Genomic DNA, 10,801 nt, shown 5'->3' on the forward strand with positions numbered 1-10,801 from the left:
CGGCGTCAATGAGACCACGCGCGTACGACAGCCCTGCTCACCGGCCGGGTGGTTCCTCGTCGCCGGCATCGGTCAGCGGCGGTGGCGGGTGAGGAGTGTCGGCCGGGCCGGGCACGGTCGTGCCGGCCTGCGGCGGCGGGAAGACCGGCTTCCGGATCGGTGGGGGCGTTCTCTCCCGCGGCGCCGGCGCCGGGTGCGCGCCGGCCGGCCGCGACATCAGCGCGTACGCCGTGGTGGGAGCGCCGATCCCGGCCGCGACCAGGACGGCCCCGATGAGCAACAGACGTTTCCGGGTCACGCGAGCACCTCCGAATCACAGTGGACCGTAGTGCCGCGGGTCCGGGGGCGTCCCTCGTCCGTCAGGTCGGCTCGAACGGCTTTCCGACCGATGCACGATTGCGTACGGGCATGGGCACCCGCACCACGCCCGGCTCGGCATCGGGGTTGAGCAGCAGTTCCACCGCCCGCCAGCCCATTTGATAGTGCGGCAGCGCGATGCTGGTCAGCTGAGGCCGGAGCCACGCGGCCAGGTCGGAGTCATCGAAAGAGAGCACCGAGACGTCATCCGGGACGGTGACTCCGGCCTCCCCGAGCGCCTGATAGGTGCCCATCGCGATCCGGTCGTTGAGGCAGATCAGGGCGCGCGGCCGCAGCCCGCCGGCCAGTGCGGCCCGCACCGCCTCGTACGCCGGCTCCGGCCACCAGTCGCACTCGATCGTCCCGGCCGGCCGGGCCCGCCCCTGGGCCAGACCCTCGCGGATGCCGGCGGCCCGCTCCCGCCCCGCGAAGACGTGCTCAGCCGGGCGCCCGACCAGGTGGATGCCGTCGCGGTGGCCGGCCTCGAGGATCACCTGGGCCGCGTTCCAGCCGGCCGCCACCTCGTCCGGGATGATCGCGGGCTGGGCCGGGCGGCCGGCCCGGGTCATGCAGTTGAGCAGGGCGACCTTGCGGCCTCGGAGCAGTTTGGGTAGGCGTACGTAGCGGGTGAACATGCTGGCGTACACGAAGGCGTCGACCTGACGATCGAGCAGGTCCGAGATCAGCTTCTCCTCGACCACCGGGTCGCCCTCGGTCTCGCCGATGAAGAGCAGATGCCCGTGGGCGACGGCGGCGGCGAGGCTGCCCTGGATCGCCCGGCCGGCGTACGGGTCGGACGCGATCGTGTCCGAGACCAGCGCGATCGTTCGGGTGACCTTGGTCCGCAGGCTGCGCGCCATCAGGTTGGGCCGGTAGTCCAGCTCCCGCGCGGCGCGCAGCACCCGCTGCCGGGCGTCCTCCGAGATCCGCATGTCCACGTGGCGTCCGGCCAGGACGAACGAGGCCGTGCTGCGGGAGACACCGGCTCGCTGCGCGACCTGGAGCAGGGTCGGCCGTTGGGGCGGCATGCGACGCAGTGTTCCACGTACGGGCGATTTAATTCGTGCCCAGTGCGGTTTCGATCGCGTCCAGGGCGGCCGGGATCGAACCGGCCACGGTGACCATGGCCAACGCCTCGCGCCGGATGAAGGACTGCTCGGTCAGCTCGGCCAGCCAGGCGAACAGCCCGGTGTAGAAGCCGTCCGGGTCGAGCACGACCATCGGCTTGGCGTGCAGGGCCAGGCTGCCGGTGGTCCACACCTCGAACAACTCGTCCAGCGTGCCGAGCCCGCCGGGCAGGGTGAGGAAGGCGTCCGAGCCGTCGATCATCAGGTCCTTGCGGGCGGACATGGCGTCGGTGACGATCAGCTCGTCCGAGTCCTGGTCGGCGACCTCCCAGTCGACCAGGACCTGCGGCATGATCCCGAGGGTATGCGCGCCACCGGCCCGGGCGCCGGCCGCGACCGTGCCCATCATGCCGACCTTGCCACCGCCGGAGACCAGCGTGTGGCCGCGCGCGGCCAGCTCTTTGCCGGTCTCGGTGGCCAGGTCGAGCCAGCGCTGATCGATGCGGGTCGAGGAGGCGCAGAACACGCAGATCTTCGCCACTTAAGCCTCGCCGTCCGCGGCCACCTCGGAGTTGGACGAGGAGATCGGGGCGGCGTCCACGATGATCTGCACCGCTTCCTCCACGTCGTCGGTGATCTGGATCAGGTCCAGGTCGGCCGGGCTGATCTTGCCGTCGTCGAGCACCGTGCGCTTCACCCAGTCGAGCAGTCCACCCCAGTACGCCGAGCCCATCAGGATCACCGGGAACCGGGTCACCTTGCGGGTCTGCACCAGGGTGATCGCCTCGAACAGTTCGTCGAGGGTGCCGAAGCCGCCGGGCAGCACGACGAAAGCCTGCGCGTACTTGACGAACATGGTCTTGCGTACGAAGAAATAGCGGAAGTCGATCCCGACGTCGACCCAGTCGTTGAGGCCCTGCTCGAACGGGAGCTCGATGCCCAGCCCGACCGACATGCCGCCGGCCTCGGTGGCGCCGCGGTTGGCCGCCTCCATCACGCCCGGCCCGCCGCCGGTGATCACCGCGTACCCGGCCTCGGCCAGCGCCGCGCCCAGGTCGGCGGCCATCTCGCACTCGGGACTGTCCGGCTTGCTGCGGGCCGAGCCGAACACGCTGACCGCGTGCGGCAGGTCGGCCAGGGTGTCGAAGCCCTCGACGAACTCGGAGAGGATGCGTAGGGCCCGCCAGGCGTCCTTGGTCTTCCATTCGCGGCGGTGGTGCGAGTCGAGCAGTTTCTCGTCGGCGGTGCTCGGCGGAATCGAATCGCGCCGCAGGGTGACCGCGCCGCGATGACGCTCCGGTGTCGTTCGGGGTCGCCCATTGGTGCTGTCAGTCATGACCACAACGGTAGTGCCGGGATGCATGACCCGGTGAATAAGTGGACGGGTTTCGGTAAGAGGATTGCGGCGGGAAGGCCTTTTTGCCAGATTGGGGAAACTGAAACCCACGGCAGGCAGGGGAGCCACCGTGACGACGCGATACGAGCGCCTCAAGGAACAGCGCCGCATGCAGCGGCGCATCCGGCTGGTGGTGGAAGAACGCCGGATGGCCATGGCCGTGCCGCCGCGGGAGCATTCGCTGGACAGCGAGGCCACGATCGAGATCCGGCCGCGGGCGATCGGTCGCGTGAGCCTGCCGGCCGGCTAGTCGGCCAGCCACCGATGCAGGGTGGCGGCGCCGTCGCGGATCTTGCCGATCTCGACGTGCTCGTCCGGTGCGTGGGCCAGCAGCGGGTCGCCCGGTCCGTAGTTGAGCGCCGGGATGCCCAGCGCGGCGAACCGGGCCACGTCGGTCCAGCCCAGCTTGGCCTCGGGCTGCTCGCCGACCGCGGTCAGGAATTCCCGGGCCGGTGCGGCGGTCAGCCCGGGCATCGCCCCGGGCGCCGAGTCGGTGAGCTCGATGTCGAAGCCCTCGAACACCTCGTGCACGTGTTCCAGCGCCTGCTTCTCGCTGCGGTCCGGCGCGAACCGCAGGTTGACCTCGACCTCGCAGGCGTCGGGGACGACGTTGCCGGCCACACCGCCGGCGATCCGGACCGCGTTGAGGCCTTCACGGTACGTACACCCATCGATCGTCACCGTGCGCGGACGGTAATCGGTGAGGCGCTGCAGCAGCTCGCCCATCGCGTGGATCGCGTTGACCCCCCGCCAGGCCCGCGCGGTGTGCGCCCGCCGGCCCGTGGTGCGGACCATCGCCCGCAGCGTGCCCTGGCAGCCAGCCTCGACGACACCGTAGGTGGGCTCGAGCAGCACCGCGAAGTCGGCCATCAACCATTCCGGCCGGGCCTCGGCGACCAGACGCAGCCCGTTGTACCGCGAGTCGATCTCCTCCGCCTCGTAGAAGAGGAAGGTCAGGTCGTAGCGCGGATCGGGCAGCGTGGCCGCCAGGTGCAGGGCCAGCGCGACACCGGACTTCATGTCGGCGGTGCCGCAACCGAAGATCAGATCGTCCTGGACGGTCGACGGAAAATTGTTGTTGATCGGCACCGTGTCGAGGTGACCGGCGAGCACCACTCGCTGTTCACGTCCCAGGTCGGTACGCGCCATCACCGTGTTGCCGAGGCGGTCCACGCTCAGATGCGGAACCGGCCGGAGCACCTCCTCGACACAGTCCGCGATCTCCTTCTCGTCGCGGGACACGGACTGGAGGTCGACCAGGGCGCGGGTCAACGCGACCGGATCGGCCAGGACGTCCTGGGTAAGCGGGTTGGCCATAGGCCGCACGATACCGGCCGTGGGTGAACCGCTCTCGCGATGACCGGTAGGGTCGCTTCGTGACTCCCGAGATCTCGACCGCGCCCGCCTGGGGCGCCGGCCTGGCCACCGTGACCGCCGAGGGGCAGGTGCTGGACACCTGGTTCCCGGCCGGATCGCTGGGTCTGGGCGAGCCGCCGACCGACGCCGAGGCCGCGCCGCCGATCGGTCCCATCGGTCCACGCCCGCTGTCCGGGTTGTCGGCCGTGGCCGTGCACGTGGTGATCGGCTCGCTGGCCGACCCGATCAAGGACGCCTCCGACGCGTACCTGCGCCTGCACCTGCTGTCGCACCGCCTGGTGCGGCCCAACGAGCTGAACCTCGACGGCATCTTCGCCCACCTGGCCAACGTCGCCTGGACCTCGGCCGGGCCGTGCCCGCCGGCGCGGGTCGACGAGCTGCGGCTGATCGAGCGCGCGGCCGGGCGACACCTGACCGTGTTCGGGGTGGACAAGTTCCCGCGGATGACCGACTACGTCGTGCCGTCGGGCGTCCGGATCGCCGACGCCGACCGGGTCCGGCTCGGCGCCCACCTGTCCAGTGGCACCACGGTCATGCACGAGGGCTTCGTCAACTTCAACGCCGGCACGCTGGGCGCCTCGATGGTCGAGGGCCGGATCGTGCAGGGCGTGGTGGTCGGCGACGGCTCCGACATCGGCGGCGGCAGCTCGATCCTGGGCACGCTCTCCGGCGGCGGCAAGGACAAGCTGGTGATCGGCGAGCGCAGCCTGCTCGGGGCGAACGCCGGCGTGGGCATCTCGCTGGGCGACGACTGCGTGGTCGAGGCCGGGACCTACATCACGCCCGGCTCGAAGATCACCCTGCCCGACGGCCGCGTGGTCAAGGCGCGCGAGCTGGCCGGGGTCGACAACCTGCTGTTCTGGCGCAACTCGGTGAGCGGCGCGCTGGAGGCCCGCCCGCGCAAGGGCACCGGCATCGAGCTCAACTCAGCCCTGCACTCGAACGACTAGGGCGCATCTGACGGACCATCCAGGTGCGAGGCGAGGTCCAGAGCGTGCCCGGCGTCGCCGCGACGCGCCCTCATACCGGTGTTGTATGCGGGTGTGTCGCGGGTGCCGTCAGGCACGCTCTGGGCCACGCCGCAGCCCTGGGTGATTGGTCAGATGCGCACTAGCGACAGCGCGATCACGACCATCCCGGCGGCGATCAGCCCGTCCAGCACGCGCCAGGCGGCCGGGCGGGCGAGCACCGGGGCGAGCTTGCGGGCGCCGGCGCCGAGGGCGGCGAACCAGACCAGGCTGGCCGCGGCCGCGCCGGCGCCGAACACCCAGCGGTAGGTGTGCTGCTGCGCGATCGACCCGAGCAGCAGCACCGTGTCGAGATAGACGTGCGGGTTCAGGTAGGTGAAGGCGAGGCAGGTCAGCAGCGTCGCCCGCAGGGTGGCGGGGGCTTGATCGGCCGGCGTCATCCCGGTCGGCCGGATCGCCCTGCGGGCCGCGAGGACGGCGTACGCGAAAAGGAAGATCGCCCCGGCCCAGCGCGCGACGGTCACCACCGCCGGGTGGGCCGTGATCAGGGCGCCGAGCCCACCGATGCCGGCCAGGATCAGCACCAGGTCGGAAAGAGCGCAGGTCAGGACCACGGGGAGCACGTGTTCCCGGCGCAGACCCTGGCGTAGCACGAAGGCGTTCTGCGCCCCGATGGCGACGATCAGGGCGACAGCGGCGGCGAACCCGGCCAGGGCGGAGCTGAGCATGCTGTCATCCTGCGGGGACGGGCTGTGTTAAGGCCAGCTACAGATTCTGATGGTCGATTAGCATCGCTTAAGTGGATGCCCTTCAGCTGGCGACCTTCCAGGCGGTGATCGAGGCGGGCAGCTTCGACGCCGCCGCGCGATCCCTGCACGTCACGCCGTCCGCTGTCAGCCAGCGGATCAAGGCGCTGGAGCAGGACGTCGGCCAGGTGCTGGTGCGGCGGGCCAAGCCGTGCGAGCCGACCGAGGCCGGGCGGGCGCTGGTCCGCTTCGCCGGGCAGGTGTCCCTACTGGAACGAGAGGCGCTCGCGGCCGCGCGGGGCGGGCTGACCGGCTCACGCGTACGCGTCTCGGTCGTCGTCAACGCCGACTCCCTGCACACCTGGTTCCTGCCCGCGCTGACCCGCCTGCCCCACCTGATCTTCGACCTGCACCAGGACGACCAGGAGTACACCGCCGACCTGCTGCGGGCCGGCACCGTGATGGCCGGGGTGACCGCCCAGCACGTGGCGGTCCAGGGCTGCCGGGTCGAACCTCTGGGCGCGATGCGATACCTGGCGGTGGCCGCGCCGTCGCTGAACTTCCAGGACTTCGCGACCACGCCGGTGATCCTGCTCAACCGCAAGGACGAGCTGCAGCACCGGTTCATGGGCCCGTCCGTCGACCCGCCGGTGCACTACGTGCCGGCGGCGGCCTCGTTCGTGGACGCGGTCCGGTTGGGGCTGGGCTGGGCCTTGGTTCCGGAACAGATCGCGGTTCAGGACCTGGCCGCCGGTCGGTTGGTCGAACTCACACCCGGGCGGCATCTGGACGTGCCGTTGTACTGGCAGTGCTGGCGGATAGAGTCCGACGTCCTGGCCGAGCTGACCCGGGCGGTGAAGACGGAGGCTTCAGCCGCCTTGCGGGCTTGACCCTCGACCTGGTTCAAGGGGCAGCGTTACCGACGTGGAGAGCGACATGCGTGCGATCGGCGAGATGGCCCGGGCCAGCGGCCTGACCGCCAGTGCCCTGCGGTTCTACGACCGGGCCGGGGTGCTGGTGCCGGCCGAGGTCGACCCGGTCACCGGCTACCGGCGCTATGCCGACGATCAGGTGCGCGCGGCGCGGCTGGTGGCCAGCCTGCGCCGGGTCGGCATGCCGATCGCCGAGATCATCGCCGCGGTCAGCGCGCTTCCCGACCCGACCGCCGTCGGCGTGCTGATCGACCGGCATCTGCACCGGCTCGAGGTCGGGCTGGCCGATGCCCGCCGTGAGCTCGCCCGCGCCCGCACCCGGCTGGAGCTGGAGGTTCCGATGACCACCGTCACGCTGTCCGCCGCCTCGTTCGCCGCCACCCTGTCGGCCGTCCGGTTCGCCGTCGGCTCCGACCCCGCCATCCTCGGCGGCGTCCTCCTCGAAACCGGCGAAAACGTGCTGACCATGGTCGCGACCGACCGGTTCCGCCTGGCCGTGGCGTCAACGATCGCCGCCGTCGAGGGGCCGCCGGTCCGGGTGGTGCTGCCACCCGAGGCGTTGTGCGGCGACGTCACCCGGCTGACCCTGACGCCCGGCCGGGTGACTATCGAGGGCGCCGAGGTCACGCCGATCGAGGGCGAGTTCCCCGACTTCCGGCGGCTGGTCCGCGAGCCGGAAGGTCCGCGGGTCGTCGTCGACGTGGCCGGCTTGCGAGCGGCGGTCGAGGCGCAGCCACTGGTCTGGCGTGAGCACGAGGGGTCGACGTACCCCCTGGTGATCCTCAATGTCGACGATGGGGTGCGGATGGCGTCCGAGGAGGAGTGGGCGGCCGATGTGGGGCGGCACGTGGCGGTGAATCGTGACTTTCTGCTCCAGGCGCTCGACGTGGGCGACTCCGGGCAGCTGGTGCTGGAGCTCGACGGCCCGATCGGCCCGCTGGCCGTGCACGACCTGGAACGTGATCAGTTCTCGCTATTGATGCCGGTACGACACTGACAGACTGTTGCGGTGGATGACGAGATCAGGCAGCGACGCGCCAACTGCATCGACTCCTTTCACGGCAACGGCCTGCAGCGCCCCGCTGACCTACTGAGGTCCATTCCGCCGGACGCGGTCGAGGACGTCTACGGCGACGGTGGCGCGGTCGCCGACCTCGAACACCACATCGCCGAGGTGCTCGGCAAACCGGCCGCGGTCTTCCTGCCCAGCGGCACGATGGCCCAGCCGGCGATGCTGCGCGTGCACGCCGACCGGCGCACCACGCGGACAGTGGTCTGGCACCCGTACTGCCACATCCAGGAGCATGAGAACGGCGCGTACGCCCGGCTCCACCAACTGGTCGCCCGGCCCACCGGCACCCGCGACCGGCTGCTCACGAAGGCCGACCTGGCCGGGGTGGCCGAGCCGGTGGCGGCGCTGGTGATCGAGCTGCCGCAGCGCGACCTGGGCGGGCAGCTGCCGCCGTGGGACGAGTTGGTCGCCCAGACGGCGTGGGCCCGTGATCGCGGCGCCGCGGCTCACCTGGACGGTGCCCGGCTGTGGGAGGCGACCACCGGGTACGGCCGCTCCCCGGCCGAGATCGCGGCGCTGTTCGACACCGTGTACGTGTCGTTCTACAAGGGTGTCGGGGCGCTGGCCGGGTGCAGCCTGGCCGGCAGTGAACAGGACATCGCCGAGGTGCGCGAGTGGCGGCACCGGCTCGGCGGCACGCTGTACGGTCTGTGGCCGGCCGCCGCCTCCGCCCTCACCCTGCTGCCCGCCGCGCTGGCCGAGATGCCCGCCCGCATGGAGCACGCCCGGGCGATCGCGGCGGCCCTGGCCGACGTGCCCACCGTCCGGGTTGTGCCCGACCCGCCCCAGACGCCGATGATGCACCTGCTGCTGCACACCACGGTCGAGTCGTACGCCGCCCGGGCCAAACAGCTGGCCGACGAGCAGCGTTTCTGGGTGTGGCCGCGGGTCGAGCCGACAGGCGACCCCGCGGTGGCCCGCACGGAGCTCTCGGTCGGCAGCGCCACCCTGCGCCACAAGCCGTCCTTCATCGCCGAGACGCTGGCCTGGTTGTCGGGCGCCTAGACGGCGGGGCGTCGCGGCTTTGTCGCGCTGCGGCTTCCTCACGGCTTCTCGCGGCGCGGCTCGGTGTGGGCGCTGCCCGGTCGCCGCACGGCTCGATGACGGCGCGGCCCGGTCGCCGCACGGCTTGATGACGGCGCGGCCCGGTCGCCGCACGGCTCGGTGACGGCGCAGCCAGTCCCCGGACGGCTCGATGACGGCGCTTTCTCGGTGTGGGCGCGGCTCGGTGACGGCACGGCGCGGCTTGGTTGCGCGGTGCGGTCATGGGCTCGGCCTCGCCTCGGCGGCTTGATCGGGATGGAGCGGATCTACGCTGGTGACGTGGAGTTTGAGCAGGTTCTGGCCGCTTATCGAGGGGAGTTGCTCGCGCACTGTTATCGGATGCTCGGGTCGGTGCACGATGCGGAAGATGCGCTGCAGGAGTCGATGGTGCGGGCCTGGCGGAGCCTCGACAGCTTTGACGGGCGGGGGTCGATGCGGCCGTGGCTCTACCGGATTGCCACCAATCGGTGCCTGACCATGCTGGACAAGCGGGCCCGGCGGGAGCTGCCGGCCGACCTCAGCCCGGGCGCACCGTTGGCCGAGGTCGCGTGGCTCACCCCGTACCCCTCGGCCGCTCTTGATCCGGCCGCGACCGCCGAGCAGCGTGAGGGCGTCGAGCTGGCCTTCGTCGCGGCGCAGCACCTGTCGCCGACCCAGCGGGCCGTGCTCGTGCTGCGGGACGTGCTCGAATTTTCCGCGGCCGAGGTCGCCGGCCAGCTCGGCACCACCGTCGCCGCCGTCAACAGCGGCCTGCAACGCGCCCGCAAGGTGGTCGCGTCGCACAACCCGCCGCTGCGCCCGGCCAGCGATGCCACAATCAAAGACCTCGCCGACCGGTACGCGGCCGCGTGGGAAGCCGGCGACGTCGACGCCATCGTCGCGCTGCTCGCCGAGGACGCGACATACTCGATGCCGCCGCTGCCACAGTGGTACCGCGGCACCGCCGCCATCCGGGCCTGGCTGCTGTCGGAGCCTCTGAACAACCACTGGCGTTTCCAGCCGGCCCAGGCGAACGGCCAGCTCGCCCACGGCACCTACTGGTGGCAGGACGGCGCATGGGACTGGATCTCGCTAGACGTCCTCCGGTTCGCCGGCTCGCACATCGTCGAGGTCGTCTCCTTCCTGGACGCCGACCCGGCCACCTTCGGCCTGCCCACCCGAGGCACCTGGCCGCCACCACCCACCCCGTAGCAGCCACCCACCGCACAGCCGCCGCCCACCGCATGGCCGCCACCCACCGCTCGGCCGCCCGCCCACCGCTCGGCCGCCCGCCCACCGCTCGGCCGCCCGCCCACCGCGCGGCCGCCCACCCACCGCATGGCCGCCACCCACCGCACAGCCGCCCACCCACCGCACAGCCGCCCAGCCACCGCATGGCCGCCACCCACCGCATGGCCGCCGCCGCCACTCACGCCTCGAGCCGCGGCGCGGCCGCCAGTTCGGGTCGTTCCCTGGTCGCGGCGTGCCGCCCTTCAGAGGCGTTGTCGCCTCATCCGCGAGCCCGACCGCTGCCTGTCCACGAGCGACGGCGTCGCCTTCTCGATGAAGTGGCGGTGGCGTCTCGCCCGCACCGCGCCGAGAAACGGCGGCAGCGCTCGCGGACAGGTGGCGGCACCACTCGTGAATGCAGCGGCACCGCCCGCGGACGAGGCGGCGGCAACGCTCGCGGAGGCAACGGCGGCGGTCGTGGATGGCGTGGCGGCGCAGGTCAGGGCGACGCTCCTCAAAGGCGACGCTGGTCAGGAGCGACGCTGGTCAGGAGCGACGCTGGTCAGGAGCGACGCTGGTCAGGAGCGACGCTGGTCAGGAGCGACGCTGGTCAGGAGCGACGCTGGTCAGGAG

At 71.6% G+C, this 10,801-nt stretch carries 12 protein-coding genes; 6 read left to right on the plus strand and 6 right to left on the minus strand.

Features of this window, described 5'->3' with window-relative positions; all coding sequences use genetic code 11:
• Positions 1 to 37: 37 nt before the first annotated feature.
• The 4 genes from ACGFIO_RS02520 to ACGFIO_RS02535 all read right to left on the minus strand — a co-directional run bounded on the left by ACGFIO_RS02520 (position 38) and on the right by ACGFIO_RS02535 (position 2,760).
• Complete coding sequence (locus ACGFIO_RS02520) at positions 38 to 298, minus strand: hypothetical protein (protein WP_392821025.1); 261 nt, start codon at positions 296 to 298, stop codon at positions 38 to 40.
• Between the two features lie 61 nt (positions 299 to 359).
• On the minus strand, positions 360 to 1,385 hold the full coding sequence (locus tag ACGFIO_RS02525; RefSeq protein ID WP_392821028.1) for a LacI family DNA-binding transcriptional regulator: 1,026 nt from the start codon (positions 1,383 to 1,385) through the stop codon (positions 360 to 362).
• Positions 1,386 to 1,413: 28 nt separating this feature from the next.
• Positions 1,414 to 1,965, minus strand: a complete 552-nt coding sequence (locus ACGFIO_RS02530; RefSeq protein WP_392821030.1) for a TIGR00730 family Rossman fold protein — start codon at positions 1,963 to 1,965, stop codon at positions 1,414 to 1,416.
• Positions 1,966 to 2,760: a TIGR00730 family Rossman fold protein gene (locus tag ACGFIO_RS02535; RefSeq protein WP_392821032.1), complete on the minus strand. Its 795-nt coding sequence runs from the start codon at positions 2,758 to 2,760 to the stop codon at positions 1,966 to 1,968. It abuts the gene before it with no gap.
• A 130-nt stretch (positions 2,761 to 2,890) separates the two neighbouring features.
• Here ACGFIO_RS02535 and ACGFIO_RS02540 point away from each other — a divergent pair, with 130 nt between their 5' ends.
• Positions 2,891 to 3,070, plus strand: a complete 180-nt coding sequence (locus tag ACGFIO_RS02540) for a hypothetical protein (protein ID WP_392821034.1) — start codon at positions 2,891 to 2,893, stop codon at positions 3,068 to 3,070.
• Here ACGFIO_RS02540 and dapE read toward each other — a convergent pair.
• The gene (dapE, locus tag ACGFIO_RS02545; protein ID WP_392821036.1) at positions 3,067 to 4,137 is read right to left on the minus strand and encodes a succinyl-diaminopimelate desuccinylase; all 1,071 of its coding nucleotides are present in this window, start codon (positions 4,135 to 4,137) and stop codon (positions 3,067 to 3,069) included. The two genes, ACGFIO_RS02540 and dapE, sit on opposite strands and share 4 nt — an antisense overlap.
• Before the next feature lie 71 nt (positions 4,138 to 4,208).
• Here dapE and dapD point away from each other — a divergent pair, with 71 nt between their 5' ends.
• Complete coding sequence (gene dapD / locus ACGFIO_RS02550; RefSeq protein ID WP_392822557.1) at positions 4,209 to 5,147, plus strand: 2,3,4,5-tetrahydropyridine-2,6-dicarboxylate N-succinyltransferase; 939 nt, start codon at positions 4,209 to 4,211, stop codon at positions 5,145 to 5,147.
• Positions 5,148 to 5,296: 149 nt separating this feature from the next.
• On the opposite strand, the gene ACGFIO_RS02555 is transcribed toward dapD, so the two are convergent.
• Entirely contained in the window at positions 5,297 to 5,893 is a 597-nt protein-coding gene (locus tag ACGFIO_RS02555; protein WP_392821039.1) for a LysE/ArgO family amino acid transporter, read from the minus strand.
• A gap of 71 nt (positions 5,894 to 5,964) precedes the next feature.
• On the opposite strand from ACGFIO_RS02555, the gene ACGFIO_RS02560 reads away from it, so the two are divergent.
• From ACGFIO_RS02560 to ACGFIO_RS02575, 4 genes are all read left to right on the plus strand, one after another.
• Positions 5,965 to 6,801, plus strand: a complete 837-nt coding sequence (locus ACGFIO_RS02560) for a LysR family transcriptional regulator ArgP (protein WP_392821041.1) — start codon at positions 5,965 to 5,967, stop codon at positions 6,799 to 6,801.
• Positions 6,802 to 6,847: 46 nt separating this feature from the next.
• The gene (locus ACGFIO_RS02565; protein WP_392822558.1) at positions 6,848 to 7,840 is read left to right on the plus strand and encodes a MerR family transcriptional regulator; all 993 of its coding nucleotides are present in this window, start codon (positions 6,848 to 6,850) and stop codon (positions 7,838 to 7,840) included.
• A gap of 12 nt (positions 7,841 to 7,852) precedes the next feature.
• Complete coding sequence (locus ACGFIO_RS02570) at positions 7,853 to 8,920, plus strand: threonine aldolase family protein (RefSeq protein WP_392821044.1); 1,068 nt, start codon at positions 7,853 to 7,855, stop codon at positions 8,918 to 8,920.
• A gap of 294 nt (positions 8,921 to 9,214) precedes the next feature.
• The gene (locus tag ACGFIO_RS02575; RefSeq protein ID WP_392821047.1) at positions 9,215 to 10,150 is read left to right on the plus strand and encodes an RNA polymerase subunit sigma-70; all 936 of its coding nucleotides are present in this window, start codon (positions 9,215 to 9,217) and stop codon (positions 10,148 to 10,150) included.
• Positions 10,151 to 10,801 lie beyond the last annotated feature (651 nt).

The sequence above is a fragment of the Actinoplanes sp. NPDC049265 genome (genome assembly GCF_043197135.1).
In the GTDB taxonomy this organism is placed as follows: domain Bacteria; phylum Actinomycetota; class Actinomycetes; order Mycobacteriales; family Micromonosporaceae; genus Actinoplanes.

Coding starts and splice junctions, on each gene's coding strand:
- ACGFIO_RS02555 (WP_392821039.1), bottom strand. CDS start 5,893: ATGCTCAGCTCCGCCCTGGCCGGGTTCGCCGCCGCTGTCGCCCTGATC.
- dapE (WP_392821036.1), bottom strand. CDS start 4,137: ATGGCCAACCCGCTTACCCAGGACGTCCTGGCCGATCCGGTCGCGTTG.
- ACGFIO_RS02565 (WP_392822558.1), top strand. CDS start 6,848: ATGCGTGCGATCGGCGAGATGGCCCGGGCCAGCGGCCTGACCGCCAGT.
- ACGFIO_RS02575 (WP_392821047.1), top strand. CDS start 9,215: ATGGAGCGGATCTACGCTGGTGACGTGGAGTTTGAGCAGGTTCTGGCC.
- ACGFIO_RS02525 (WP_392821028.1), bottom strand. CDS start 1,385: ATGCCGCCCCAACGGCCGACCCTGCTCCAGGTCGCGCAGCGAGCCGGT.
- ACGFIO_RS02535 (WP_392821032.1), bottom strand. CDS start 2,760: ATGACTGACAGCACCAATGGGCGACCCCGAACGACACCGGAGCGTCAT.